Raw genomic sequence first — 25,836 nt, forward strand, 5'->3', positions numbered from 1 at the left:
GATCGGGCAACCGCGATCGCCTGGTCGGCGTATTGATGAATTTAACTCACAATTTCATCTCGTTTACCGCTATTAATTAAACTATTCCTTCCGGGATAAGATCGCGGCATTGTCTGATTAGCAGGAATGAAAATGTCTTCAGTAAACCTTAATGCGCCGGGTGCGCAGTCACATCATGCTGCCTGGGGCGCGGTGTTCTCAATGGCGCTGGGCGTGGTGGTTTTGATCGCCTCAGAATTTATGCCGGTCAGCCTGCTGACCCCGATCGCCAGCGATCTCAGCATCAGTCAGGGGCAGGCGGGACAGGCGATCTCGATCAGCGGTTTGTTTGCGGTGCTCACCAGCCTACTCAACACGCCACTCACCGGGCAGCTGGATCGTAAAAAGGTGCTGGTGACCTTTACGCTGCTGCTGACCCTCTCCGGTCTGGTGGTGACGTTTGCGGTTAACGGCATCATGTTTATGCTGGGACGCGCGCTGCTGGGCGTTGCCATCGGCGGATTCTGGTCAATGTCTACCGCCACGGTGATGCGGCTGGTGCCACGTCACGCGGTGGCTAAAGGGCTGGCGCTGATCAACGGTGGTAATGCGCTGGCGGCCACCGTTGCGGCACCACTCGGCAGTTTTCTCGGCCAGTATATCGGCTGGCGCGGGGTGTTCTTTATGGTGGTGCCGCTCGCTATCCTGGCGTTCATCTGGCAATGGCGCAGCATTCCTTCACTCTCCGGCTCCGCGACTAAAAATAGCGCCTCGCCGCTGCGGTTACTGAAACATCCGCATGTGGCACTGGGAATGACCGGGATAATGTTCCTGTTTATGGGCCAGTTCAGCATCTTTACCTATCTTCGTCCCTTCATGGAATCGGTAACCGGTGCCAGCGTCGACGCCCTCTCTTTTATCCTGCTGCTGCTGGGCGCTGCCGGTCTGGTCGGGACCTGGTTGATCGGCCGGTTACTGGCGCATCGGTTGTTTATCTGGCTGGTGCTGATCCCGCTGGCGATGGCGCTGATCGGCGGGCTGCTGATTGTTGAAGGCGGCTCACTGTGGGGCACCGGTCTGCTGCTGGCGCTGTGGGGACTGATTGCCACGCCTGCGCCTGTCGCCTGGGGATTGTGGCTCAGCCGGGCGCTGCCGCAAGAGGCTGAAGCGGGCGGCGGCTTAATGGTGGCGGTGATTCAGATGGCCATTACCCTGGGCGCGAGCGTTGGCGGTGAGCTGTTCGACGCTGCCGGCTGGTGGAGCCCGTTTGCCTTTGGCGTGGTGGTTCTGCTCTGTTCGGCGCTGTTTGCGCTACTGGCCGCTCGCTATGGCCTGGCGAGTCAGGCGCAGGAGCAACATGCGTAGCCCTGATCTGCAGATACTGCAGACCGCCCGGCGCTGGGCCGAAACCTCAGCGATCTGGCTGTGCACCGTGCTGCACACCTACGGTTCATCGCCCCGTCCGCCGGGCGCAATGATGGTGATTACCGCGGATGGCCGCTATAGCGGATCGCTGTCGGGTGGCTGCATTGAAGAAAGCTTCATTGCGCGCATCCGTGATGGGGATTTTTCTGCGGCGAGCCAGCGGGTGCGGTATGGTGAAGGCGGCTATGCCCCCGACAGGGCGCTGCCGTGCGGAGGCGTGCTGGATATTCTGGTTGAAAAACGCCAGCCGGGAAGCGAGACCCTCACTTATCTGTCGAAGATGATCGAAGCACTGAACAGCGCCAGCGCGCTGACCAAAAAAGTGACGCTGCCTGCCGCCTGCCATTCACTTGAACCCGCCCCGTATATCCGGCGCACCCGGGTGACGCTTGACCACCAGCAGATCGAACTGACCCTGTGCGCGCCTGCGCGGGTGATCATTGCCGGTCTCTCCAGCGTGGCGGTGTACTGCGCTAATTTCGCCGTGGCGCTCGGCTTTGAAACCGTCGTTTGTGAGCATCGTGACGAGGTGATGAACAGCCTGGCTGCGGAGGTGAATGACGGGGTGGTATGGATTAACCAGTTTCCGGCGGCCTGGCTGGAGCGCGAAGGCTGTCATTCCGGCACCGCCATTCTGTCGTTAACCCACGATCCCCGCATCGACGATCTCACCATGATGGAAGCCGTTAACCTGCCAGCCTTCTACCTCGGCGTGATGGGATCTCAGCGCAACAGCCTTAATCGTAAAGCGCGGCTGGCGCGACTGGCAGAGATGAGTTCCGAACAGCTTAACCGTATCCACGCCCCGGTGGGGCTGGAAATTGGCAGTAAAACCCCGGCGGAAATAGCTCTGTCGATCATGGCCGATGTGGTTCGCTACAAAAATGGTGCGGCAGCCGGGCAGGAGTTCTGCCCGGCATCGTTTAACGCCAACGGTATCCGGCAGAACATTTAATCGCTGTCATTATCCTCAACCTCTCTCCCTCAACTCGTAAGGAGCCCTATGAAAAAAGTTACCCTTGTTGCGCTGGCACTGGCGCTGACCGCCTCCGCCGTCTCCGCTCAGGAAACGGCTTCCAGCATCCGCTTATCTCATAGTGGTGATCAACCTTCCGTGAAGGGACCAGCAGACTATTTCACCGGTGCAGTGCGTATTGATGCGCCTTTTCAGGCTACTGCACCGGCACGGACCGGTGGCGCGACGGTGACGTTTGAGCCGTCTGCCCGCACCGCATGGCATACCCATCCGCTCGGTCAGACACTGATTGTCACGGCGGGCGTGGGTCGGGTGCAGGAATGGGGAGGACCGGTTCGTGAGATCCGACCGGGCGATATTGTCTGGATCCCGGCCGGCGTTAAACACTGGCACGGTGCCGCTGCGCAAAACAGCCTGTCCCATATCGCTATCGCAGAAGCGCTGGACGGCAAGGTAGTTGACTGGATGGAAAAGGTCAGCGATCGGCAATATGCCGCGGCTGAAAAATCGTAAGGACCGAATGATGAAAACCTTAAATGCCGCACTGATGCTCTGCATGGCACTGGCCCCGTCCGTGGGGCAGGCAGACGCCATGCCCGATACAGAACGCAAAAAAATAGCAGCTCAAATGCAGAAACAAACCCAGCCACTGTCGTTACAACAGAAAAACATAGCCAGCATTGCCGCCTATGCGGCCATCGGTGATGTAACCGGACTGAACGCGGCGTTGAATCGCGGTCTGGACGCTGGCCTGACCCTGAGCGACTGTCGCGAAATACTGGTCCAGCTGTATGCCTATGCTGGCTTCCCACGCAGTCTGAATGCGCTGGGCGAGTTGATGAAAGTGACCGAAAGCCGACGGCTGGCGGGAAAACAGGATCGGCTGGGGCAACAGCCTGGCCCGCTTCCTGCGCCAGAGGCGATGGCGGCCGCCGGTAAACGCAACCAGACCGCGCTGGTCGGCAGCCCGGTGAAAGGACCGCTGTTCGATTTCGCGCCGGTAATGAATGATTATCTGCAGTCTCACCTGTTCGGTGACATTTTTGAGCGGGACAATTTCAGCTGGAAAAATCGTGAGCTGGCGACGGTCGGCGCGCTGGCCGCGATGGAAGGGGTGGAGCCGCAGTTGAAAGCGCACCTGGGCATCAGCATCAATACCGGCCTGAGTGCCGAGCAGTTGGGCGAACTGGTGCCGTTTTTCAGCGAGCAGCAACAGTCCGCCTGGGCTGAACGGCTGCAGGCCGCGCTCGATTCAGTGGCGCAACAGTAGCAAATAAGCGCCATGCAGTGCATGGCGCTTTTAGCAGGAAAGAATCAATCCTTATTCGGGTGACAACGTCACGCTGACCGTTGCTGCTTTCATGCTGTCATGCTGTTCTAACGCCTCCGGTGCGTCTATCCGGCCAATCCGCGTATAGCGGTAGGTGGTATGAAAGCTTTTATAAAACAGCACCAGCGTATTGTTGCCATACAGCATCACATCGCCAGCCTGAATGGTTCCGGTGACTGCCGGTCCGACCGGCAGATCAAAAGCCAGATCGACATATTTTTCGTTGCCGTTCAGTTCAACCATTTCCACGCTGAGCGGCAGTTTGTTTATCAGGGCGCGGGACGCCGCGTTATCGGCTGGAATCAGGCGGTACGACTGATTATCGATCTGCATTGTGATCATTCTGTTTTTACTCAAGGCCGGGCCGGTAGGTTGGTTTATCGCGGCGAACGCAGCGCCTGGGCTGGCGATGGCCGCAATCATTATCGCTAGTGTAACGCTGAAACGTCTGTGACGCGATGTGGTGTGAAGCATCAGAACGGGCAGGATCGCTGTCATGATAAAGACCTTAATCCGGAAGATGAGCCTTAGAAGTGTACACGGTCAGTCTGACCGTCAGTTAACATTTTAGCTTTACGCAGGGTTGTGGCGTTGCACCAGCGACCGGCTTTGAGGATGCGCGGAAGCAGAACGGCGCGTTTTGTAGCTGACTGATCCCTGTTGAGCAGCTGTCAGCGGAACACAACTCACGCAGACTGAGGCTACGTGCTCTGAAAACAGGCACAGCGGCTGGCTAACCTGCATTGATATTTAGCGCCGTCTTACCCTTATACCCTGTGATAGCGGGTCAGCGCTATGCGGGGAGATTTTGGTGTGGAGCAGGGGGAGAATCTGTCGAAGCTAATCCTGTCATAAGCAGTGTCAGGCGCTGCAAAGCGCGAATTTAAAACCGGCTAACCTCTGTTATGAGCGAAAAGCGACGGGAAAATAGTTAACCGGGGTGCGGAGCAGGCTGGAAAGTGTTTAACCTGCTCCGGCAGGCAGTAAATTCATTGCTGGTAAGACTAAAGTTTTAGCTGGCTTCCTAAAATAACATCGGCTTCCTGCAATGTGACATCCAGTCCCGCAGATGGGGTGAATGTCAGCTCGCCAAAAATAACGTTGCCATTGAGCAGGTAGAAGTCGGCCCGGACAAACTTAAAGTCAGCGGCGAGTTTAACCGCATAATCCCGCATTTTTTTGAAACCTTCAGGCATTTTTGGGTAATCGTTTTTATTGATTAACTCAATGGTGTCTTCAAATGGAAGCGGGGTCCAGTCCATATCAAAATAGTAGAATTTTGGGGTGCCTTTCTCACGCTCCATGCACACCATTACTGCATAAGGTTTGCCATTAAAACAATAGAATTTATAATCATCAGGAAACCCCCCGCGATCATTTTCAATGTATTTCTCGCATAAGATTTTTCTTTCTATTCTCTTATACTGTGGCTCTATAAAGTTGGTTGAAAAGTCCTGCTTCAGCCATTTGTTTAGTTGCCTGCTGGTTTTCGCAATGTCCAGTGATGCTTTGTTATGACATATAATATTGTATCCGGCGCCATGGTTACACTTAAGTGCAAACCTGTCGGGTAATGCCCGGTAGTCAATCTCCCGTGAGTCATCATAGACACCGTAGAGTTCGTTAAGAATTTCACCACATCCTTTCGATTTGACATACTCTCTCACCTTGTACTTATCCGCGCACAGGGTGTAAATATCATCATTTAATTCATTGAACTTGAGCCACTGGATTTTTTCATTAAAGTTGGTAGGGTTTGTTAAGTTCAGTTTTTTTCTGAACTTGATGTAGTAGTGCGTTTTAGCGCAAAATTCAGGGTACATGTAGGCGCTAAATTTTAAAGCTGACTTGACTGTGTGTTTTATCATGTTCATTAAAATTATCTCAGTTTGAAAATATTAAGATGCATTTTGATGATTGTTTTGTTTTTGAAGAAGTAATTGAGTAAGGTACAGGATGAAATCTCAACGATTAAAAAGCAGTATGCCGCACCGTTAATCCCGAAAGCATTTATCATTAACCAGGATAACGGTATGGTTAACAGACAACATAACAACATTTTCCTGGCCAGGTAGTTGTACCCGGACTCTTTTATCATATAGCGGTAGCAAATTGTTCCTAACGACGAGAACATGGTGCCAATGATAATGATGGGAATGATCTTTACCGAATCCATATACTTTTCGCCATAGAGTAAATGTATGACAAAATCGCCAAATATATAGAATCCGCCCAGCGCAATGAGAGAAAACAGGATGACAAGTCGGTTGATTTTAATCAGTAACGCTTCAACCGTTAGCTGATCTTTCTCACTGTATATCTTTGAAAAGAAGCTAGTTATTAACGCAAGAACAATAAATGACCATGCACCTCCTAAGGTTAACGCAACGCTATAAACACCCAGGTTTGAATAAGAGAGGATTTTAGCTAGAAAAATGCTCGATATCTGCGTGTATATATCAGCAGACAGGCTGGATAAAATCAGTGCACTTCCGGCGAATAACATGTGCCGGTTATAGACTGCAATCCCCTTACTGTTCTCTTTTATTTCAGTTGTACGGTTAAAATAAATAAGGCGCAAGATATAAGGTATCAAGGGGATAATGATAATAGGGATAGTGAAGTAGTACACTGGCAGTTTAAAATGGGCCACACAGTAACGAATCAACAGCGCGATGGATAAACCAATTACGTTGGTTATGGTGTTTATTTTTGATTTTAGCTGGGTGTTATTGTAGATGGAGAAAAAGTCCATCACGATAAAGTAGGTGGCAATGCAGTTGGCGACGCCAAATAAAAAGACGATAAAGTCAGTGAAAAAATAGAGATAAATTAATACTGCGCCTGATGACAGCAGAAAGAAAAAGCGCCGTTGGTTTTGGGTGTGCATCGCCAGTGCAACGCCGGAACTGGTCTTTTCACTCATGCGTTTAAAAATAATGTTCTGACCACCAAACCACGAGAGCGTCTGTACAAAGATGAAAAGAGAGGTTGAGATATTTATCTTACCAAAGTTTTCCGGGCCAACGTACTTTGCCATCAGTGCGTTGATATAGATTAAGCCGATAATGTTGACTGACTTCTCAAGCATGATCCATATCGAGTTGGAGTACATTTCATATCTCTCATGAACAATTTTTCAATGCTGTAGTGCGTAATTAATGAAGCAAGCCTAAAACAGGCTTACCGTTTATCTTCTGAGTTAATTTACTGTCGGGCTTAGAAGGTTTTTATATAATCAAATAACGTCTCAGCATAATGTTGTCTAACCGGAATGAAATTTATTTGGTTGACAGTGTGGCTGCTTAAATAAGATTAGTGAAGGGTTTTTTTAATGAATCAGATTAATGACAGTGATTTTAGAATAATGAGGCCACTGGTAATTTGTGTCGCATAATTGGATAAGGTGCGAACAGGAAGGATTATCTTTCTGCTGGTTTTGCGTGATACCCACATCGGGTCATTGAGGTTTACCGGTATGCTATCGGATGGCGGGCCGGCGTTTCATTTCTCCCGTCTTCTGTCCGTAAAGTTACCGGGTTAACGCAGCCAGTTTATTGGTGTCCATATTAGCTGAGACCTCTATTTCTGAATGGCTGCTTCGCGATTGGCCGCAGGAACAGAGATCCTGACGGTGTTAATTTGCGTCCTGAGCGAATTTGCCTCTTGTCTGAGCCGTTTAACCGCACGTTCCTGTTATTCGCTATAGGCTTCTTCTTTGTGCACCTATTCTCAGGGCGCTTATTCTCAGTGCACTTATTATCAGTACACCGATTCGCTGATCATTCATTCTCTGAACGCTTATTCTCAAAAAAACTGCGCCCCGCTGACCCGGCTCCAGACAGGTGAGGTATTGGGGCTGAAGACAGGCAACAGGCTCTGCATCCAGCATTTGTACGGCCAGAGCATTACCGGCATGAGATGGCAGATTGGCAGGTTATTAGCGCAGAGTGAGCTATCGCGTTGGTGGCGGCATCAGCAACTTTTTCCGAGGCAAAAAAACCTGTTAGTTCAGTCGCGAATACCGCCGTTTGGCTGCTGAGCCGCCGAAGCGGGATACAGCCGGTCACCGCTTACAGGCCAGCTAATCCGCATCCCTGCTTTACTCTTTGCTCAGCGTGAGCGAGGCGTGTCCGGCATGCTTCAGCGAGACCGCGGTGATCAGGTTATCCGCGACGGTCAGCGTCAGAACACGATTATCGTGATACCAGCGTCCCTCATTGGCTTTCCAGCCGTCAGCAATCAGCTGACCGGAGGCGACATCTATCGATTTGCCGATCAGCTGATCCAGCTTCAGGCCGGAGGCAGGGGCGTTTACGCTGTTTGCCTGATTCTGCGCTCTGGTTTTTCTGATGTCGCAGGTGCCGTCGGCGTCGGTCATCTGGCTACAGCCGCTGCGCTCAAGCTGGGCGCGATAGGCGCGGCTGATAGCCTGCGCGGGCGTCGCAATGCAGCTCAGTGCCGTCACAATCAGCATCGCCGTTAAAATGCGGGAACCCGCAGGAGCTGTGATGTTCATGGTATTTCCTCGTTTATGATCAGCTTTGCTGACCCATCGATGATTTCAGCCGCTCTGGTTAAGCTGCTCTGATTAAGCCATCCTTACAAAGCCATCCGTACAAATCATAGTGCCGATGGCTTCATTGGTCAGAGCCGCTGACCGATAATGACCGGCAATGCCGCCAGTCTCAAACTTAACCATGACCGGCGCCAGGCTGACCGCGCGAATCTACCTGTGCCGCGTACGACGTGAGTTGATCGCGGTCAACGTCGGATTCCGTTGAACGACCTGCACCAGCCGACGCGCTTTCAGGCGGCGTTTTGCAAACGCGATTCATCGGCATAAAGTCCGGTTTTAACGCGTGCAGCCGGCATGAAGAAAGCAGCGTCAGCCGTGATGTGTTGCATGCTTAACAGGCTAACCGTGAGGAACAGCAATGACCGTCAGTGCCGAACCGCTCATCAAACTGCTGGATGAAAAGACCCGCAAAGATTTTCCGGCGATATCGATTGCCATCGGCAGAGCAGACCGTCTGATCTGGCAGTACGCCGCGGGATATGCAGACCTCAGTAACCGCCAGCGAAATTCAGCTGATACCGCATTTGGCATTGGCAGTATCACCAAACTATTTGTCGCCGTTATCCTGCTGCAGCTTAGCGAAGAGCGGCTAATAACGCTTGACGATCCGCTCTCTGCCTGGCTGGAACCAGCACAGCTTGCTGGCATCGCTAATGCCCGGGTGGTGACGATCAGACAGCTGTTATCACATTACGCCGGGATCCCCAGTTGGGAAGATCAGCCCGGCTGGATTCATGTTGCGCGCGGTAAAGATAGCGTTGCAGATAAGGTCTGGCGACCGGAGGAAGCGCTGGAATATATCCACGGCAAACCGGCACTGGCTCTGCCTGATGAACAGTTTCACTACTCCAACAGTTCCTTCACCCTGCTGGGGATGCTGATTGAACGGGTCACCGGCAACACGCTGGAGGAGACGTTAAACCAGCGCATCTTCAGGCCGCTCTCGCTTAAACAGACCCGGCTGGAGGGCTATCCGCTTTCCGATCGGCACAACGTCGCCACGCGATATCATCGGGCGGACGCACATTTCATCCAGCACGCCGGCGTCGCCGAATGTTTTACCCCTGAGCGCGCGGCGATGATCAATGTTTCTGCTGCCAGCCTCTCAGTTGAGTGGGCCGCTGGCGGGATGGTTTCTACCGCCGGGGAGTTGATGCGCTTTTGTCTGGCGCTGAAAAACGGCGCGTTAGTTAACCCGCAAAGTCTGCGTGAGATGCAACGCTGGCGGCCGGCCGGCCGGCGAGGCGCAAATTGGCTTAAGCCTGTTCACAACAGATTCTGCTTTTGGCCCGGCCATCGGTCACGGCGGCAACGTGCTGGGTTACAGCGCCTGTGCCTGGTGGTTCAGAGAAACCGACTGCGCGCTGGTGATATTAACCAATCTCGGATCGATGCATGCGGCGGCAGAAGCGGACTGTGCCAGCCGGTTATTCAGCAACCCAGCGATCGTCAGACTGGCGCATGAAATTTGCGAGGGCGGCTAAAAAGCCGGAAACCGCACGTTGCTGCCCATGCATCGCCCGATAAGGTAAACTGCCGGTGATAGGTTAATGCAAATTATTTGCTTTAACCCGCCAGATTGCAGCTGAGAGCAGGAGGAAAAGATGGCAAAGGAGATGATTCGTCAGGGCGGACGCAGTGCCCGAATCCAGCAGGAAGTTCACCGGGCGGTGAATCAGTTACTCAAAACTACCGATCGTGCGGCGATAACCCTGCCGATGATCGCTGAACGGGCCGGGGTTACCCCGTCCACTCTCTATCGACGCTGGGGCGATCTGTCACAGTTACTGGCCGATGTGGCCGTGGCGCGGATGCGGCCGATTGCTGAACCGGAGGACACCGGTGAGATGATCGGCGATCTGACGGCGTTCATCGTGCAGTATGCCGAAGAGATGTCATCAAAAGTCGGACGTGAAATGCTGGCCGACGTGATCGGCAGCTACAGCGGAGACGCCAGCCAGAAATGCTGTGGCTACACCTTGCAGCATCTTGAGACGCTGAACAGCCGGGCGCTGGCGCGCGGTGAGCCAGGCTTTGACGTCGGGCAGGTGATTGATGGGGTGGTGGCACCGGTGATGTACCACATTCTTTTTAACGATCGGGAAGTGTCAGCCAGCTACTGCCAGTCGCTGATTCAGCGGCTATTTGATGGTGCCGCCGACCGGCATGCTATCGCTGAGTAAAGGGCAAGGCGGCGTCGATGATAAGCTGTTGCAGCAGCGCCTGCGCCGGGTCATCCGTGGTCTCTGGCGTCACCAGCGCAATGCCGATATGGCCGGGCGTCGGCAACAGCCCGGATGCGATCGCCAGCTTTTCCGGCATTCCGGCGCGGGTGCGTAGCGTCAGGCCTAAGCCCGCCTGTAACGCCGCCCAGACCCCGCTCAGGCTGTGACTGGTAAACACAATCCGCCACGGGATGCCCGCGGCATCCAGCGCGGCAGTGGCCCGCGAGCGCATCACGCACGGCGCATCAAACGCCACCAGCGGCAGCGGGTCGCCGCGCTGCAACCGGTCGGCCAGCGTGAAATCAGGATGATGTATCCAGGCTAACGGGCACTGACCGACCCGCTGACCCGCAGCGTGCGGATCGGCCTGCCACACCAGCGCAAGGTCGAGTTGATGCTGCGCCATCGCGCTCAGCAGCGGCTGATTGCGGTCGACACGCGCGGTTATTGTGACGCCAGGATGCTGGCGACTGAACGCCCCAAGGATCGCTGGCATTAACGTCTCGCCAAAATCTTCCTGCATGCCGATGCGGATTTCACCCTTCAGCCCATCACCTTTCACTGCCCGCAACGTCTCATCATTTAGCAGCAGCAAACGTCTGGCGTAGCTCATCAGCAGTTCACCGCTTCGCGTCAGTTGCAGATGCCGTCCCTTTTTCATCACCAGCGCCGTGCCGCATTGCTGCTCGAGCTTTTTAAGCTGGGCACTCACCGCCGAGGTTGAGCGGCACAGTTGCCGGGCCGCCAGCGCGAAGCTGCCGGCTTCTATGCCGGTGACAAAGCTGCGCAGTGCATCAATATCCAGTGACTCGGGAACTCTGTTCATAATCATCCTGTAAAAGTGGATGGTCTGTGCTGATTAATTTGATTTTCAGGATTATAGCGCTGCGCGACACTCTGTCTATCAACACGGGAGAGAAAAAATGAAAGAGACGCTGAATCGGGAAACATTGATGCACCTCGCACCGAAGCTGGCTGAGCTGACCCAGCAGGTGCTGTTTGATGATATCTGGCAGCGCAGCGTGCTGTCAGCGCGTGAACGCAGTCTGCTGACGCTGGCGACGTTAACCGCGCTGGGCCGCGTTGAGCAGTTGCCCTGGCATATTGATTTTGCGCGTAAAAATGGGCTGACGCAGCAGGAGCTGATCGAGAGCTTTACCCATCTGGCTTTTTACGCCGGCTGGCCCGCCGCAGTGACTGCGCTCAGCTACCTTGAGGAGCACAGCAGATGCCGTTAACCCGTATCACCCTTGGCCAGGGTTACAGTGAGGCCCGGTTACAGCAGATCTCCGCACTGTTGCATCAGACGCTGGTGGCTGAGTTTGCGGTGCCGGTTGATGATTGTTTTCAGCTGATCGAGCAGCTGCCAGCCCGTCAGCGAATTTACAACCGTCACTACCTGAGCGAAGGGCGCAGCGAGGATTTCATCCTGTTCCAGATTACCGCCGGTCGGCCACGCACCCGGCAGCAGAAGCAGCGCTTTTATCAGCAGCTGTGCGCCGGATTGCAGAGCACGCTGGCGATCGATCCGGATGATGTGATGGTGATTATCCAGTTCAATAGCAGTGAAGAGTGGAGCTTCAGCGGCGGCAGAATGCTGGCGGAGATGATGTCATGATGGTGATGCATTACCGCTTTACGCTGCCGGCAGATTACCCGATGGCGACGATTGAGCAGCGTATCCGGCTGAACGGCGCGCGGCTGGACGGATTTCCGGGTCTGATTGCCAAGGCTTATCTCTACGCCCGGCGGGATGATGACCAACTGGCAGTGGCAGAGAACCGCTATGCGCCGCTCTATTTCTGGCAGCATGCGTCAGCCATGCAGCGTTTCCTGCAAAGCGTGGGCTTTCAGCGGCTGGTGGAGGATTTTGGCTGGCCGGTGATCGAGAGCTGGCTGGCGCTGAACGGCGATGCGTTGCCGTATCAGCTCGATCAGGCGCGCTTTATCACGCTGCGCCGCTGGCCGATCGCCCCGCACAGCAACCTTGCCGATCTGGCGCAGCATACCGGCTTCAGCGCCTGGGATGTCAGCCGCTGGCAGGGGCTTAGCGTTACGGCGTCAGCGGTGCCACCCGTAGATGAGCAGGAAGTGTATCGCATCGGTTACCTGGCCCGCGGTGCGGTGGCGTCAGGGGATCAACGCGGATAAGGCGATAGCCAGCAGCACGGTTCCGCCAAGTGTGTTGATATATTCACGCAGCGTGGCGGTGCTGATGGCGCGGGTTGAGCTCATCAGCAGCTGGCTGGCAGCGCCGAGCCAGCCGGCCATGATCACAATATGCACCGTGGCCAACAGCAGGAAGTCGCGTACATGGCCGCTCTGGCCGGTAAAGCGCGACACCACGGTCAGGTAAAGCAGAACGGCTTTGGGATTGAGCAGGTTGGCCAGAAAAGCCTGTGACAGTGTCACCGGTTGCGGAGCGGGGCTGACAACCGGCTGGCGGGCACGCAGCCCACTGATTATTAACTGGCTAGCCAGCCACAACAGATAAGCGGTGCCGGCGATCTGCAGAAGATGAAACAGCGAGGGAAAAGCCATCAGCATCGACGAAACGCCTAATCCCACCAGCAAAGCGTGGCAGTAGATCCCCCAGTGCGGTAGCCACAATGATGGTCGCGACGCCGCGCCATCCTTCAGCCAGCGCGCTGTTAATCGCCAGAGTAAAACTGGCACCCGGCGACAGCGCTATCGGTAAGATGGCAACAATGAAACCGCTATAATCGAGTGGCATGGTAACGGGTTACGCACAGCGCGGTGAGAGATTCACAGAGCAAAAATCGCCTCAATCTCAATGCGTAAATCCGTCGAAAACAGACCACTGACCTGCACCAGGGAACTGGCGGGCAGATGGCTGCCGTAGTGACGGAACAGCACGGTGCGCAGCGCCGCAATATCGCTGAAGGCGGTGATAAAAATGGTCACCTTCAGCAGGGCGGCCAGCGACGTCTGCTCAGCGTCGGCGATCAGTTTAAGCTGTGAAAAGATCGCTTCCGCCTGTTCAGCGATGTCACCCTGCTGTGCCGGGGTACCAAAGGCGGTCAGGCCGGAAACGTAGAGGGTATCGCCATGTTTCACCGCATGCACGTAAGGCGCTTTTACCTCGCCGAGCTGCGGATAATTGATGCGTTCAGGTTGCGGCATGCTATTTCCTTGCGGGTTTGAGTCAGTGCGGCTCTTTTGTTAGCGATTTCAGCGTTTCAGTAACTGCTGGCAGGCGAGGTTATCGGTTGCCGCCTGGCGTTGCTCAGCGGCGCTCAGCTGTTGCCAGTGGTCGATCACCTGACCCGCCAGCGCCGGTTTGAAGGTGATTTTCTGCAGTGCATAGTCAGAATTGCTGCCTTCGATAATCTGCTGCATTTGCGGCAGCAACTGTGAGTTATCATGATGATCGATGCCGCAGAATATCGCAACGTAGTACGCTTTATCCTCGCTGCTGAAATGCGGAATTAACCACCAGCCCGCCAGCGCCAGCACCGTCAGCAGCGGTACCAACCACCTGAGTTTACCCTTAACCAACGCTACCCCCGGTTATCTGCAGAAGAGGTCCGACAAGGAATCGCCGGACACAGGGCGCGTATCCTGCCATATATCCGGCTCGGCGTTAACCGATGCTGTCAGGCGGTTGAGGTCAGGTTTACGCGCTGGCGGCGTCTATCAGGCGTGCGTCGATGGTGGCGTCTGGCATCATCTGTTGCAGACCGGCGATCAGATCGTCACTGGCCTGTTGCAGCGCCGTCAGCGGCATCGCTGGCAGGCTTTCAAGGATAAACCACATCTGACGCGCCTGCGCATCCAGCCGGGTGCGCACCCCCTGACGCCAGTTCCAGCGGCGGCAGGTTACGCCCCGATCGTCGCGCCAGATCACTTCTCCCGGCTCCGGCGACTCATACACCACGTCGCCTTGTTTGACCGTATCGAATGACTCGCTGCCATCGGCGATCGTCAGCCGCGGCGCGCCGACGTAGGCGGCAATGTTTTCACCGCCGACCGGCAGCGCATACTGAATGCTGATGGCGTTATACAGATCGACCACCGGATCGATAGCCGGCATTACGCCATCGCGCATTACCCGTTTGCGCAGTGCATCCGCCGAGCAGGGAGTCCGTTTCGCCTTCGCGCCAAACGCTTTGAACACCTCTGCCCACGCCGCGAGATGGGCGTCGGCCCACTCCACATCCTGCTCCAGCAGCTGGTGGCAGGCCCGTTCCAGCGCCTGTCCGCCAACCTCAGGTCGGGTGACTGGCGCGGCCTCCACCATAATGCTGATGGCACGAAAGCCGGGTGCCAGCGCAAATACGGCCGGGTCGATTGACGGATCAACAGATAACATTGGATAATCTCTCAGTGACTAATTTATTTCATAGTAATGACCGATGACCAAAAAAGTCAATATATCGACCGATGCCGGCGCTGACGTGTCGAGCGTCAATCAGGCTGTTTCTGACAGCATTAAAAACTGGCGTAAAAGCCAGAAACTGTCGCTGGATGCGCTTTCCCGCCGGGCCGGCGTCAGCAAAGGGATGCTGGTAGAGATTGAGAAAGGCGAAGCCAATCCCAGCATCGCTATTTTATGCAAAATTGCCGCCGCGCTGGGCGTGTCGGTGGCGGATATCGTCAATGTGACCCATACGCCCGCCGCGTGGCTGATTGATCAAAGCGCGATACCGACGTTGTGGCAGGGCGAACAGGGCGGTCGCGCGCAGCTGCTGGCCGGTACCCGCGGGCCTGACATGATTGAGCTGTGGCGCTGGCAGATGTTTGCCGGTGAAACCTTCCGCTCCGAAGGCCATCCGGCCGGTACGCTGGAGTTGCTGCACGTCGAGCAGGGCAGCCTGGCGTTAACCGTTGGCGATCAGACGCTGGTGGTCGGGCCGGGCTGCGCGGCGGTGGCGCGAACCGATATGCCGCACGCCTACGCCAGTGCCGATCAACAGCCAGTGATCTTCACCATGACGGTTGCTGAACTGCACCATTAATCTTTTTCTTCGGCTGCGGTAACCGCTTCACCGGCAAACGGCAGCAACAGCGTTTTCAGCATGCCTTCCAGCGCGCTGCGTTCCGCCCGCGAAAGCGGTGCCAGTATCGCGTTCTGGGTGGCAGTATGGACCGCCAGCGCCTGTTCAATACAGCGCTGACCCTGCGCGGTGAGTCCCACCAGCATACTGCGTTTATCATCGGGTGACGCCACGCGCGCAATCAAACCCCGCTGTTCCAGCCGCTTAAGACGATGGGTCATCGCGCCGGAGGTGACGAGCAGCGAGGTATACAGCTGGGTCGGTGACAGACAGTACGGCGTCCCGGCCCTCCGCAACGTTGCCAGCACGTCAAATTCTCCTTCATGAAAATCAAACTGCTCCAGCGCCTGACTGCGTGCTTTTGCCAGATGTTTCATCAGGCGCAGCATCCTGCCGACGATGCGCATTGAGGAGGCATCCAGCTCTGGCATCGCGATGTCCCACTGGCTGACGACAAAATCGATATGGTCCTGCATCATTCACCTGTTCACTGTGTGGCTAATTTGTCGGGTTGTGCGCAGCCTCTTAACGCCGGCCGCTATTTATCTTAACGTTAAGATAAATGCTGACAGCCTGCTGCTGTCAGCGTTAATCCTCTCCACGGAGTCGGCTATGCAAAACACCCGCTTATTACCCGCTATCTTCGCACCGATCGCCTTTCTTGTCGGGCTCAATCTGCGCCCGCTACTGGCGATTATCGGCCCGCTGTTTCCGGCATTGCAACAGCAGGCCGGTTTGTCGGCGACCACCTTTAGTCTGCTGACCACGCTGCCGGTGGCCATGATGGGGCTTGCCGCACTGGCTGGCCCGTGGCTGCTTAAGCGTCGCGGTGCGGCACGCGGCATTGCGACAGGGCTGTTCTGTCTGGCGATCGCCTCGCTGTGGCGTGGCTTTTCGCTCTCGCCGCTGTCGTTAATCCTGACCGCGCTGGCGGGCGGCGCGGGAATCGGCGTAATACAGGCCCTGATGCCGGCGCTGATCCGCCAGCGCTATCTTCACGCCGCCCCGACGCTGATGGCGTTATTCAGCACCGGGATTATGGCGGGCGCGGCGCTGATGGCGGCGGGTGCAGATCCGCTATTTTCGCGGCTCGGTTTACCTGCGGCGCTGGCGATGGCTGGCGGGCTGGCGCTGATCACTCTGCTGGTCTGGCGGTCAGCGAATCCGGACAGTCCGGCGGACCGCGCGCCGTCTGTTGGGGTAGCAGCGCTATCCGCGTCGCGCACCTTATTACTGTTACTGTTTTTCGGTATTGGAACCGGCGCCTATACCCTGGTGCTGGCCTGGCTGCCGCCGTTTTATATCCAGGCAGGCTGGAGCGCCCGCAACAGCGGCTTCCTGCTCGCCGGGCTGACGCTGACCGAAGTGGTTGCCGGACTGGTGATCTCTGCCGTTCAGCAGCGCTTTCCCGATCGCCGCCGGTTACTGCTGCTGGTGCTGACGCTGTTACTGGCCGGACTGATCGCGTTGATTGTTGCGCCGGGTGCCATGCCGCTGCTGTCGACGCTGCTGCTCGGCCTCGGGATCGGGGCGCTGTTTCCGCTGTCGCTGATCGTCACGCTCGATCATGCCCGCAATGCCACCGAGGCCGCCGTGCTGTTGTCGCGGGTGCAGGGCGGAGGGTATCTCATCGCCTCCATTATGCCGTTGGTGGCTGGCGGGGTGCGTGACAGTGGGGCATCGCTGACCAGCGCCTGGCTGATGATGAGCGTCGGGGTGGTGGTGCTGATGGCGATCGCCTGGCGGTTCAGACCGCAGGCAAACTGAATAATCAGTCGCAAGTGCTGACAAACTGATTGCTGATACCGCGCGATCTGGCATGCTGCTGTTTGGTCACATTTTCAGGAGCCGCAATGAAAGTCATTGGTCTGTTAGGTGGAATGTCATGGGAGTCGACCGCGCTTTACTATCGCATCCTCAATCAACAGGTTAAACAACGGCTGGGTGGCCTGCACTCGGCGCAGCTGGTGCTTTACAGCGTCGATTTCCAGCCGATTGAGCAGCTGCAGGCGGCGGGGGAATGGCAGCAGGCGGGCGAAATACTGGCCGCGGCGGCTCAGAATCTGGAGCGTGCCGGCGCGCAGTTTATCGTGCTGTGTACCAACACCATGCATAAAGTGGCCCCGCAGATTAGCGCAGCGGTCTCTGTGCCGCTGCTGCACATCGCTGATGCCACCGGGCGACGGATTCAGCAGGCGGGATTACGCAAGGTGGGGCTGCTGGCGACCCGGTTCACCATGGAGCAGGCGTTTTATCGCGGCCGGCTGGAGCAGCAATTTGGTCTGCAGGTGATTGTCCCGGAGGAAGAGGACCGCGCGTTGGTTCATCAGGTGATTTACCACGAGCTGTGCCTCGGCACGATCAATCCGGCTTCGCGCCAGCGCTATCGGCAGATTATGCAGCAGCTGGTGGATCAGGGGGCAGAAGCGATCATTCTGGGATGCACCGAAATCACCCTGCTGGTGGATCACAGCGATGCCAGCGTGCCGTTATTTGATACCACGCTGATTCACGCCGAAGAGGCGGTGATCCAGGCGCTGGCTTAGATCTTTTCACCCAGGCAGCAGACTGGCTGCCGTTTCCCCGGAGCACGCATGAAAATTGATAATTTGCCGTTTGGACTGACGCAGTGGGAGCAGGTGGAAGAAACGGTTCATCCTGGCGATCGGGGCGAGGCGATTTGGCGAACCCTGCAGTTCAACGATATACGCGTCAGGATGGTCGATTATTCGCCGGGTTATCTCGCCGACCACTGGTGCGTTAAAGGCCACATTCTGCTGTGCCTCGACGGGGAGCTGCATACCGAACTGGCCGATGGACGCCGCTTTGTGCTGACGGCAGGCACCAGTTACCAGGTGGCAGACAACGCTGAACCGCATCGTTCTTCAACGCCGGTTGGCGCGCGACTGTTCATTGTTGATTAACCTGCCGCAAGCCGACAGCCGACAGCCGACAGCCGACAGCGCTGTCGGCGATGACGCAAAACGTTACGTTGACAGTTGTAGAGGTAAACTGAAACTGCTTTATAAAAATCAGCAAAATTAATGGCTTATTTCATCGGAGTAATCTGTTTCTGACAGGAAAATTTCTTATCAGCTTGTATGCTTGAAGCGGTTAAACCCGTTTGCATTCACCTGATTTGGGGAATCCTGTGCTGATAAAAAAGAAGAAAGTCAGATCGCATACTGAAGATCGCCTGCTGGCACTGGTGCTGGCCACCACCGCGGGCATCCTTAACGCCATGGCGCTGGGCGCGTTCGGTTTTTTTCCGTCGCACATGACCGGTAACACTTCCCAGATATCAACCGAAGTCACCACCAGCGACCTGCACCAGCTGTTGTTTCTGCTGGCGCTGATTACCGCCTTTGTTATGGGCTGTACCGTTGCCCGACTGGCGGTGATCGTCGGCCAGAAACACCGGCTGCGCACCATCTTCTGTCTGATTATTCTGGCTGAAGGCGTCGCCCTGACGGCGGCATCCCTGTTTGAGATCATGTTCTATACGCCGCGCTTTAACGGTGAAGTACTGGTGATGCTGGGTTTCCTGATGGGGATTCATAATGCTACCTCGACCCAGCTGTCGAACGGTCGCGTCAGATCAACCCATATCACCGGCACCTTAACCGATGCCGGTATCGCGCTGGGATCGTGGTTATCGTCGCATGTTTCGCACGATGAAAGCGCCGATCGCCGATTCTTCCAGAAGGTGCTGCATACCCACCTGACCACGGTGTTTTCATTCCTGGTCGGCTGTATTGCCGGTCTGCTGCTGTTCAAAACCTACGGCTTCAACGCCATGATCGGTTTAGGGCTGTTTCTGATGCTGGTGGCGCTGACCGCAATTGCCGTTACCGTGCAGCGGAGCCGCAGAAGCTTCTATTGATCGATGTTGACCGCGGCCCGATGCCAGCACGGCATCGGGCCGGGGCTTACTGCTGGGTGCGGGTTGGCCGCACCACAATCTCATTCACGTCTACCTCCTCCGGCTGTTCAATCGCGTAGCGCACCGCCCGGCCAATAGCATCTGGCTGCAGGGCGATGGCCCGATACTGCTGCATCGCCTGCGCCGCGGTCGGGTCAGTAATGGTCGCCGCCAGTTCACTTTCAACCACGCCAGGGTGTACACAGGTGACCCGAAGCTGACTGTTCTCCTGTCGTAACCCGTCTGAAATTGCCCGCACCGCAAACTTGGTGGCGCAATAAACCGCCGCAGTCGGTGATACTGCCAGTGCGCCAATCGAGGCGATGTTGATGATATGGCCGGACTGCCGGGCCAGCATCGGCGGCAGCACGGCGGCAATGCCGTACAGTACCCCTTTGATGTTGACATCGATCATCTGATCCCATTCGTCGACCCGCAGCGAGGCCATCGGTGAGAGCGGCATGATACCGGCGTTATTGATCATCACATCGACCCGACCCCACTGCGCCAGCGCAAACCCGACAAAGTCTTCCAGCCGATCGCGCTGGGTGACGTCCAGCGCTTTTACCGCCACCTCAGCGCCATTGAACCGCAGCTCTTCGGCCAGCGCGTTAAGCCGCTCTTCACGCCGGGCACCGAGCAGCAACCTGGCGCCGGTTTTCGCCAGTTCACGGGCGATGCCCGCACCAATGCCGCTGGAGGCACCGGTAATTAAGATCACTTTCTGCGTCATAACATTTCTCCTGTTGTGATGTCGCTGGTGATCTTACGACGGCTCGACTATAAAGATAATCCACCCACTGCTTCATAGACTGGCAACTAAAACTAACCAATGAATGCTGATAAAAATGCGCTGGAAGTGTTTGTAATCGTGGCGCAGACGCGTAATTTTCGTCTGGCGGCCGAACAGCTGGGCGTCACCCGGTCAGCCATCAGCCAGACCCTGCGACGTCTGGAGGATCGGCTCAACCTGTCACTGATGCAGCGCACCACCCGCACCATTCAACTGACCGAAGCGGGACAACGGCTGTATGCCGAGGTGGCACCGGCGATCAATCAGCTGAACCGGGCCATTAGCGATATTGCTGAACTGGCCGCAGAGCCGCGCGGGCAGCTGCGACTGGCGATCTCCTCGATCGCCGAACGCATGCTCGGCGGAGAATTGCTGGCGGGCTTTATGGCCGCCTATCCGCAGATCGAGCTGGATATCACCGTCACCGATGAAGAGTTTGATATTGTCGAGCAGGGTTATGATGCGGGCGTGCGGCTGGGAGAGGTGATTGCGCAGGATATGATTGCGGTGCCGGTCTCCGCCGCGCAGCGTCAGGTTGCCGTGGCCTCGCCGGACTATCTGGCGCGGCACGGGACGCCGCAGCATCCACAGCAGCTGATTGAGCATCGTTGCATCGGCTGGCGAAAAGGACCGGGTCTGTCACCTTATCGCTGGGAGTTTGCTGAGCAGGGGCGTGAATTTGATGTGGCAGTTAATCCGCAGCTCACCACCAATGATATGGGCGTGATGATTCGCACCGCCTGTGCCGGTGGCGGGATTAGCTTCGGCATGGAAGAGACGTTTCAGCCCTACATTGCGCGCGGGGAGCTGGTGACAGTGCTGGACGCGTGGTTACCGGCCTTTGCGGGATTTTATCTCTACTTTCCCAGCCGCAAAAACCTCGCACCCAAGCTACGTGCGCTGATCGATCACGTGAAGCTGTAGTGCCTGGCGGTAGCGGCGGCGAGGCTAAGTGGTCATGTTGTAGCGGGTGATAATGTTAATTTTTGAGTAAGGCGCCAGTGGCTCCGAGGCGGGCAGAAAGCCGTGAAATTCCAGCAGCGTTCTGAAGGCATGCTGAGCATCAAGCTGTAAATTATGTTCGATCAGCGCATCAATTTTGCCCGCCTGCATCAGTGCGCGATTTTCGCGATCCAGATCGTGACCGATAAAAGCGTTAATGGGGCGGTTTTGCTCTTCAAAGGCGCGCAGAATGCCTGGATTACCGCCACCGACGGTGTAAACCGCATCCGTTTCGGGATGGGCCTGTAAAAATTGCTTAAGCGACTGATACATCAATGGGTCAATGCCGTAACCTCCCGCTACCACGCTGACCCGATGCTGTGGCGCAAACTGCTGCATCGCCCGTTCAAAACCTTCAATACGCTCCTGCTCACCGATAAAGTCTCTACTGCCGGTAATCGCCACAATGTGCGACTGCGCCGATCGCAGCCATTTGGTCATTAAGAAGGCGGCAACTTTACCGGCATCAAAATTATCCATACCAATGTAGCGCAGGCGCGCACTGGTCGGCAGATCGCTCATTACCGTCACCACCGGTATCCGCTGCTTAAGCAGCATGTCGATAGCCGGATTCAGCAACTCAGAGTGGGCCGCCTTGAGAATGATGCCGTGGCTGTGCAGCGCGCTTTTACTTAACAGCGCGTTAATCTCGCTGGCGGTTAACGTCTCGCTGAAGTGAAAGCGCAACTGGAGTTTAAAGCTGGCAAAGCTGGCTATCTGACTGCTGAACGCCTCCCGCACCAGCTCACGAAAGCGATCGGGCGTGTGCATGATGACATCAAAGTAAAGGGTTCTGCCTTTCGCCAGCGCGGTTTTCTGAAGCAGCTCAAGGTCGGCAATTGCCTGGCGGATACGATGCTGGGTTTGCGCATGCACCCGGCCACGCTGATGCAGCGCCCGGTCAATCGTCGCCAGGCTTAAGCCGGACTGGGCTGCAATCTGTTTTAAGGTGAACTTAGCCATGCGTCACTCGTGAGACGGGGAAATAAGCGTAGTTTTATCACACTGTTGGCGCGAAACCGCAGCGGCTTTGCCTGACAGGAAACTTTTTTTATCCGCCATCCGGCAGGTCAGTAAATGAAACCGGTGAACGGGAAGAAACTGGCTCCTGACGATGAGGCATCAGACAGTGCCGGTAAAGCATCCATCAGTCAACGGATCACCTCTGACTGCGCCGGTATGTTTCATAATATGAATATTCTGAGCTGTCTGCTTAAAGGGGGGGATAAATATATTGCAGCAGTTCCAGCGCGATATCTGGCGGTAATATCTTTGCCGTTAGCCCGGTAACGAAATAGTACCAGATATTATTCTGAGCCAGTATGAATAATAACCTTTTCTGCCGCTTCGCTTATATTTCCCTGAACCGGGTACTTTTGTTTTTTGTCTTTCAACGGTGTTAAACTGTATATGCATACACCGTCTGGAGGTCGTGTGAAGTACGATGAAGAAAAAGATATTCGCGCGCTGGTTGGCGCTATTGTCAGCGATCTGATTAAGACAGGGCAGCCTGTTCATTTTCATGATATTACCGACGCACTGTTTCGCCTCAGCGAAGAGACGCGCGATAGCCGGCTGAAAGCGCTTTGCCATGAAGCGATCGGCTTTTTTACCCGCAAGATGCACTAAGGCCAGTGGCGTTGAAAATAAACGCCCGCCTTGCTCAAAACCGCTTCTTTATTTCTCCCCCCTGGGCAGCACGGATTTTTACCTAAACTCTGCTTCGGTGTAGAACGGCGGCGCTTAATAATGACGGTTATCAGCGGAGAATTATTCAGCGTGTCTGCCAGTGTGGTGCTTATTCTCCGGACCACGCCCGTGGGCCTGTAGGCACATCGTTACCTGAAAATACCGCCCTTGCCAGATAAGACTATTCTTACTTAATCGGCTGCCAGCCTGTACGCTGAATATTACGCAGCATCGGTGACAGTCACTGATTGAGCTCCCTGAGTCGTTGCCGGACCAGGGCTGGAATAAGAGACGTGAACCGGCGCAGCACGGGAAAGCGACTCTGTGACCGGTTTTAACGTTCTGCGAGTAATGACGCCAGGCCAGTCTTTAGTGATGGCTGACGTCAACGGCGGCACGGTGAAACAGTTTCATTGCCGGGCGCAACGCGTTATAAAGAATCTTCACCGGGGTAACCCTGAACGGCCTGCCATCGGGCTGTTGACGCTGCGAGACCAAACCAGACCAAAGTACGCTGCATCACCTGTCTGTTAAGCAACAGCAGGTCGATTAACCGGGGTCAGCGCAATTAAGGATATGACCATGATCTTTTCGGATGTTGAAACACACTATATCAGCAGCAATCAGGACAGTCGGCTGGTGAGATACGATGTTATTAAAATTGATGATGATACTTTTGTGGTTAAAGTGATTGATAATAAAGCACATAATAACACCCAGCGTGACGATTTCACTGAAATTGCGACTCTGACCATTACCCGTGATGACTTCAACCTGGAAAATAATATTGGTTCTTCTTCAGTGGTCAGAAACCGTATGCCGACCACCTTCAATGGTCATGTGCTGGTGAAATGTCAGCAGCATCGTGATTCACTGGATTAACGGCTCTATTGGCTGACGAGAAGGGTGTTGTTCGGTGTGCCGGGCTGGCAGACCGGCTGAGCAAGGCGGGGAGGGGAGTGGGTATAATCGTTGATGCCGACGGGATGTTCCTGCGCAATCATCACCCTGACTGCGCAGGAAGCCTGCATCAGACTCCGGCGTCGTCCGGCGTGCGGCCAACAACGATTTCCAGCGTTTTACGTAATACATCCAGCTTAACCACGTCTGAGGTACTCTCCAGCTCGGCGATCAGATAAAGGATGATGGCCTTATTGGTTACGCGTCCCTGTTCGGCGACGATATTTCGGATGATCCCGCCCAGTAATTCGGTTTCCGGAGCAAGCTGGTCGCCTGCGCTGCGAAAATAGTCAATGAGAGTTGAATCTGAAGATGAGTGTTGCATGTTTTTCTTTCTCTGCGGAAAATTCGGTAGTTGCATCGACTTAAGTCAGAATCGAGTGTAGTCGCTATTACTGTTTTGCCCAGACGAACGGCAAACTTTTTTCTGATAAGCCTCAGCGCTTCGTTAACACGTAAATTATGGTAACAAGTTCCGCAAAAAACGGATCGTTTAGTGTTTTTTTGAACCTTCAGGCGGACCATCATTGTTTAAACGGTGTGAAGCATTTTCACGATCGGCAAGCGTGCTGTTGGTTCGCTTACGCGCTGCCACCATCCCATTCCGCACTTCAGTAATCGCCTTGCGGATCGTTGTCACCTTAGCTTCTTCGTCCGTCTCGGCGGCCATCAGCTCCAGCTGATTGATCAGGGCATTGCTGGACACCGGTTTGTCTGACTTAAGCAATGTCAGTACGGCTTCGCCGATCATGACATCTGTCAGTTTCTCATCATCACTTCTGTACATACTGGTTTCTCTGATTTACGAATTAATGGCCACGTTGCGGCTCCTGATGTAGAAACAGGCGCCGTTGACGGGGCGCCTGAAACGGGACAGCAACACTGGGCTTCGTTAATGCGAAAAATAGTCCGATCAGAATTGCTGTGAGCTGAGGCGTAATGCATCTTCATCAACGCCGGGTATCAGTTTTACTCTTCCCGACGGAAAAGCAGCCCGATCAGTTCATGCAGATGACTCTCTTCCTCCGGCGTAGAGGCAAGTTCCAGACGGCGCAGCAGTTTGCTGCAAATAGCTTTACGACTCAGATTATGACCTGCGCGCAGAATTTCAACCACAATCTCACCCAGCGTCTCCTGCTGTGAAGGCTGACTGGCTTGATTGAAGTAACGGGCAATGTCGCTGATGGCTTCCGGTGCATGTCCGTTCTGACGCATAGTGTTGTCCTCAGATGGTTAAAATGTATCGCGCTCTGGATGCGCAAGTTATACATCTTTAAAAAACTTGTACAGAATTTTGAATTCCCGGAATGATTTTTTTTGTGCAAAAAATGCTATGCTTTATTAATCAGGCTGTTACGAAGAGTTTACTGCGAGGTTAAAAGCGTGTTCTGGCGGCTTTTTCAGCGTTTAATGAATCCGGCCTGTACAACACCCGCACAGGCCGACAGTCTGGCAGACCGTTCAGGTCAGCTTTTAAATATAATATCATCAGCAGAATCAGTGCTCATTTTGTCAGCGTTCAGCGGATTCGATAACCAGCCAGCCTGCTCAGTGTTGCGTGCGCCAATGGTTTTGAAACTTTTTAACCATTGTCGTACCTGTTGCAACTGTTCGAGACGGTTCTCATCCACTTCTGATGCAGACATCGCTAGCAACTCACCCATCAGCAATTCTACATTGACCTCCTGACTGTCCTCGATCAGGTTCATTGCTGCTTCGCCAATGATGACATTCGCTTTTTCGTCGCTGGAAAAATACAAATTATCCTCCCTGGTTTTGTTGCGGTAAGTAACATTCACTGTAGCAAAAAAATTCGCTGAATTTAATTTGTCCTGTCTATCAATTCGTGTCTTTTGATTGTTATCAGGCGCAAGGGGCAGCGTAACCTCCCGGCTGACCGGGCATTTCACTGCTTTCATCGCCCCACCTTTACCGGCT

General features: G+C 55.0%; 33 protein-coding genes. 17 read left to right on the top strand and 16 right to left on the bottom strand.

What is annotated here, in order from left to right; all coding sequences use genetic code 11:
- Nucleotides 1–132 precede the first annotated feature (132 nt).
- The 4 genes from AC6I8I_RS21155 to AC6I8I_RS21170 are packed head-to-tail and all read left to right on the top strand — an operon-like array spanning nt 133 to nt 3,650.
- The gene (locus tag AC6I8I_RS21155) at nt 133–1,344 is read left to right on the top strand and encodes an MFS transporter (RefSeq protein ID WP_497828879.1); all 1,212 of its coding nucleotides are present in this window, start codon (nt 133–135) and stop codon (nt 1,342–1,344) included.
- Nucleotides 1,337–2,359, top strand: coding sequence for an XdhC family protein (locus AC6I8I_RS21160; protein WP_497820880.1), 1,023 nt, complete (start codon nt 1,337–1,339; stop codon nt 2,357–2,359). Before AC6I8I_RS21155 ends, AC6I8I_RS21160 begins: the two co-directional genes overlap by 8 nt.
- Before the next feature lie 48 nt (nt 2,360–2,407).
- Nucleotides 2,408–2,893, top strand: coding sequence for a (R)-mandelonitrile lyase (locus AC6I8I_RS21165; RefSeq protein WP_497828880.1), 486 nt, complete (start codon nt 2,408–2,410; stop codon nt 2,891–2,893).
- A 7-nt stretch (nt 2,894–2,900) separates the two neighbouring features.
- Entirely contained in the window at nt 2,901–3,650 is a 750-nt protein-coding gene (locus tag AC6I8I_RS21170; protein ID WP_497828881.1) for a carboxymuconolactone decarboxylase family protein, read from the top strand.
- A 51-nt stretch (nt 3,651–3,701) separates the two neighbouring features.
- Here the strand turns inward: AC6I8I_RS21170 and AC6I8I_RS21175 are convergent, their stop codons facing one another.
- From AC6I8I_RS21175 to AC6I8I_RS21190, 4 genes are all read right to left on the bottom strand, one after another.
- Nucleotides 3,702–4,043 carry a cyclophilin-like fold protein gene (locus AC6I8I_RS21175; RefSeq protein ID WP_312757942.1) on the bottom strand — a complete coding sequence of 114 codons (342 nt, stop codon included), beginning with the start codon at nt 4,041–4,043 and terminating at the stop codon, nt 3,702–3,704.
- Nucleotides 4,044–4,714: 671 nt separating this feature from the next.
- Nucleotides 4,715–5,584: an ATP-grasp fold amidoligase family protein gene (locus AC6I8I_RS21180; RefSeq protein ID WP_312053906.1), complete on the bottom strand. Its 870-nt coding sequence runs from the start codon at nt 5,582–5,584 to the stop codon at nt 4,715–4,717.
- A gap of 5 nt (nt 5,585–5,589) precedes the next feature.
- Nucleotides 5,590–6,825 carry an oligosaccharide flippase family protein gene (locus AC6I8I_RS21185; RefSeq protein WP_497828882.1) on the bottom strand — a complete coding sequence of 412 codons (1,236 nt, stop codon included), beginning with the start codon at nt 6,823–6,825 and terminating at the stop codon, nt 5,590–5,592.
- 987 nt (nt 6,826–7,812) lie between these two features.
- Nucleotides 7,813–8,187 carry a hypothetical protein gene (locus tag AC6I8I_RS21190; RefSeq protein WP_312054095.1) on the bottom strand — a complete coding sequence of 125 codons (375 nt, stop codon included), beginning with the start codon at nt 8,185–8,187 and terminating at the stop codon, nt 7,813–7,815.
- 460 nt (nt 8,188–8,647) lie between these two features.
- Here AC6I8I_RS21190 and AC6I8I_RS21195 point away from each other — a divergent pair, with 460 nt between their 5' ends.
- Nucleotides 8,648–9,754, top strand: a complete 1,107-nt coding sequence (locus AC6I8I_RS21195) for a serine hydrolase domain-containing protein (protein ID WP_497828883.1) — start codon at nt 8,648–8,650, stop codon at nt 9,752–9,754.
- 139 nt (nt 9,755–9,893) lie between these two features.
- Nucleotides 9,894–10,472, top strand: a complete 579-nt coding sequence (locus tag AC6I8I_RS21200) for a TetR/AcrR family transcriptional regulator (RefSeq protein ID WP_497828884.1) — start codon at nt 9,894–9,896, stop codon at nt 10,470–10,472.
- Here AC6I8I_RS21200 and AC6I8I_RS21205 read toward each other — a convergent pair.
- Nucleotides 10,459–11,340 (bottom strand): LysR substrate-binding domain-containing protein, encoded by an 882-nt coding sequence (locus AC6I8I_RS21205; RefSeq protein ID WP_497828885.1) that lies wholly within the window; start codon nt 11,338–11,340, stop codon nt 10,459–10,461. The two genes, AC6I8I_RS21200 and AC6I8I_RS21205, sit on opposite strands and share 14 nt — an antisense overlap.
- Before the next feature lie 97 nt (nt 11,341–11,437).
- Between AC6I8I_RS21205 and AC6I8I_RS21210 the strand changes: the two genes are divergently transcribed.
- Genes AC6I8I_RS21210 through AC6I8I_RS21220 form a run of 3 tightly spaced genes read left to right on the top strand, consistent with a single transcriptional unit; the run spans nt 11,438 to nt 12,665 of the window.
- Nucleotides 11,438–11,752, top strand: a complete 315-nt coding sequence (locus AC6I8I_RS21210; protein ID WP_312053911.1) for a carboxymuconolactone decarboxylase family protein — start codon at nt 11,438–11,440, stop codon at nt 11,750–11,752.
- On the top strand, nt 11,743–12,132 hold the full coding sequence (locus AC6I8I_RS21215) for a tautomerase family protein (protein ID WP_312757947.1): 390 nt from the start codon (nt 11,743–11,745) through the stop codon (nt 12,130–12,132). The genes AC6I8I_RS21210 and AC6I8I_RS21215 overlap by 10 nt, the downstream gene beginning before the upstream one ends.
- On the top strand, nt 12,129–12,665 hold the full coding sequence (locus AC6I8I_RS21220; RefSeq protein ID WP_312757949.1) for a DUF4865 family protein: 537 nt from the start codon (nt 12,129–12,131) through the stop codon (nt 12,663–12,665). The genes AC6I8I_RS21215 and AC6I8I_RS21220 overlap by 4 nt, the downstream gene beginning before the upstream one ends.
- Here the strand turns inward: AC6I8I_RS21220 and AC6I8I_RS21225 are convergent.
- The 4 genes from AC6I8I_RS21225 to AC6I8I_RS21240 form a co-directional block, all read right to left on the bottom strand.
- The gene (locus tag AC6I8I_RS21225; protein WP_497828886.1) at nt 12,645–13,124 is read right to left on the bottom strand and encodes a LysE family translocator; all 480 of its coding nucleotides are present in this window, start codon (nt 13,122–13,124) and stop codon (nt 12,645–12,647) included. The two genes, AC6I8I_RS21220 and AC6I8I_RS21225, sit on opposite strands and share 21 nt — an antisense overlap.
- Before the next feature lie 156 nt (nt 13,125–13,280).
- The gene (locus tag AC6I8I_RS21230; protein ID WP_312757953.1) at nt 13,281–13,658 is read right to left on the bottom strand and encodes a RidA family protein; all 378 of its coding nucleotides are present in this window, start codon (nt 13,656–13,658) and stop codon (nt 13,281–13,283) included.
- Nucleotides 13,659–13,706: 48 nt separating this feature from the next.
- The gene (locus tag AC6I8I_RS21235) at nt 13,707–14,033 is read right to left on the bottom strand and encodes a hypothetical protein (protein WP_497820888.1); all 327 of its coding nucleotides are present in this window, start codon (nt 14,031–14,033) and stop codon (nt 13,707–13,709) included.
- Nucleotides 14,034–14,151: 118 nt separating this feature from the next.
- The gene (locus AC6I8I_RS21240; protein ID WP_497828887.1) at nt 14,152–14,847 is read right to left on the bottom strand and encodes a B3/B4 domain-containing protein; all 696 of its coding nucleotides are present in this window, start codon (nt 14,845–14,847) and stop codon (nt 14,152–14,154) included.
- Nucleotides 14,848–14,890: 43 nt separating this feature from the next.
- On the opposite strand from AC6I8I_RS21240, the gene AC6I8I_RS21245 reads away from it, so the two are divergent.
- Nucleotides 14,891–15,493, top strand: coding sequence for a helix-turn-helix domain-containing protein (locus tag AC6I8I_RS21245; RefSeq protein ID WP_312053922.1), 603 nt, complete (start codon nt 14,891–14,893; stop codon nt 15,491–15,493).
- Here AC6I8I_RS21245 and AC6I8I_RS21250 read toward each other — a convergent pair.
- Nucleotides 15,490–16,008, bottom strand: coding sequence for a MarR family winged helix-turn-helix transcriptional regulator (locus AC6I8I_RS21250; protein WP_497828920.1), 519 nt, complete (start codon nt 16,006–16,008; stop codon nt 15,490–15,492). The two genes, AC6I8I_RS21245 and AC6I8I_RS21250, sit on opposite strands and share 4 nt — an antisense overlap.
- A gap of 136 nt (nt 16,009–16,144) precedes the next feature.
- Here AC6I8I_RS21250 and AC6I8I_RS21255 point away from each other — a divergent pair, with 136 nt between their 5' ends.
- The 4 genes from AC6I8I_RS21255 to AC6I8I_RS21270 all read left to right on the top strand — a co-directional run bounded on the left by AC6I8I_RS21255 (nt 16,145) and on the right by AC6I8I_RS21270 (nt 19,415).
- A complete protein-coding gene (locus tag AC6I8I_RS21255; protein WP_312053924.1) occupies nt 16,145–17,299 on the top strand; it encodes an MFS transporter in 1,155 nt (384 codons plus the stop codon).
- 86 nt (nt 17,300–17,385) lie between these two features.
- Nucleotides 17,386–18,078 (top strand): aspartate/glutamate racemase family protein, encoded by a 693-nt coding sequence (locus AC6I8I_RS21260; protein ID WP_312757961.1) that lies wholly within the window; start codon nt 17,386–17,388, stop codon nt 18,076–18,078.
- A 48-nt stretch (nt 18,079–18,126) separates the two neighbouring features.
- Nucleotides 18,127–18,456, top strand: coding sequence for a DHCW motif cupin fold protein (locus tag AC6I8I_RS21265; RefSeq protein ID WP_312053926.1), 330 nt, complete (start codon nt 18,127–18,129; stop codon nt 18,454–18,456).
- Between the two features lie 227 nt (nt 18,457–18,683).
- A complete protein-coding gene (locus AC6I8I_RS21270; RefSeq protein ID WP_312053928.1) occupies nt 18,684–19,415 on the top strand; it encodes a YoaK family protein in 732 nt (243 codons plus the stop codon).
- 46 nt (nt 19,416–19,461) lie between these two features.
- Here the strand turns inward: AC6I8I_RS21270 and AC6I8I_RS21275 are convergent, their stop codons facing one another.
- Nucleotides 19,462–20,187 (bottom strand): SDR family oxidoreductase, encoded by a 726-nt coding sequence (locus tag AC6I8I_RS21275; RefSeq protein WP_312053929.1) that lies wholly within the window; start codon nt 20,185–20,187, stop codon nt 19,462–19,464.
- 99 nt (nt 20,188–20,286) lie between these two features.
- On the opposite strand from AC6I8I_RS21275, the gene AC6I8I_RS21280 reads away from it, so the two are divergent.
- A complete protein-coding gene (locus AC6I8I_RS21280; RefSeq protein ID WP_312053930.1) occupies nt 20,287–21,171 on the top strand; it encodes a LysR family transcriptional regulator in 885 nt (294 codons plus the stop codon).
- Between the two features lie 24 nt (nt 21,172–21,195).
- Here the strand turns inward: AC6I8I_RS21280 and AC6I8I_RS21285 are convergent, their stop codons facing one another.
- Entirely contained in the window at nt 21,196–22,212 is a 1,017-nt protein-coding gene (locus AC6I8I_RS21285) for a substrate-binding domain-containing protein (protein WP_312053932.1), read from the bottom strand.
- Nucleotides 22,213–22,683: 471 nt separating this feature from the next.
- On the opposite strand from AC6I8I_RS21285, the gene AC6I8I_RS21290 reads away from it, so the two are divergent.
- Together AC6I8I_RS21290 and AC6I8I_RS21295 are read left to right on the top strand one after the other, a co-directional pair.
- The gene (locus tag AC6I8I_RS21290; protein WP_312053933.1) at nt 22,684–22,878 is read left to right on the top strand and encodes a hypothetical protein; all 195 of its coding nucleotides are present in this window, start codon (nt 22,684–22,686) and stop codon (nt 22,876–22,878) included.
- A gap of 642 nt (nt 22,879–23,520) precedes the next feature.
- Nucleotides 23,521–23,820 carry a hypothetical protein gene (locus AC6I8I_RS21295; RefSeq protein ID WP_497828888.1) on the top strand — a complete coding sequence of 100 codons (300 nt, stop codon included), beginning with the start codon at nt 23,521–23,523 and terminating at the stop codon, nt 23,818–23,820.
- 148 nt (nt 23,821–23,968) lie between these two features.
- Here AC6I8I_RS21295 and AC6I8I_RS21300 read toward each other — a convergent pair whose 3' ends face one another.
- The 4 genes from AC6I8I_RS21300 to AC6I8I_RS21315 form a co-directional block, all read right to left on the bottom strand.
- On the bottom strand, nt 23,969–24,223 hold the full coding sequence (locus AC6I8I_RS21300) for a biofilm/acid-resistance regulator YmgB/AriR (protein WP_312053937.1): 255 nt from the start codon (nt 24,221–24,223) through the stop codon (nt 23,969–23,971).
- Nucleotides 24,224–24,391: 168 nt separating this feature from the next.
- A complete protein-coding gene (locus tag AC6I8I_RS21305) occupies nt 24,392–24,685 on the bottom strand; it encodes a hypothetical protein (protein WP_312053939.1) in 294 nt (97 codons plus the stop codon).
- Between the two features lie 182 nt (nt 24,686–24,867).
- On the bottom strand, nt 24,868–25,113 hold the full coding sequence (gene ycgZ / locus AC6I8I_RS21310) for a regulatory protein YcgZ (protein WP_031375952.1): 246 nt from the start codon (nt 25,111–25,113) through the stop codon (nt 24,868–24,870).
- Between the two features lie 251 nt (nt 25,114–25,364).
- On the bottom strand, nt 25,365–25,817 hold the full coding sequence (locus AC6I8I_RS21315) for a hypothetical protein (RefSeq protein WP_312053942.1): 453 nt from the start codon (nt 25,815–25,817) through the stop codon (nt 25,365–25,367).
- Nucleotides 25,818–25,836 lie beyond the last annotated feature (19 nt).

The sequence above is a fragment of the Pantoea sp. X-Soil-YNGN-775 genome, from assembly GCF_059730575.1.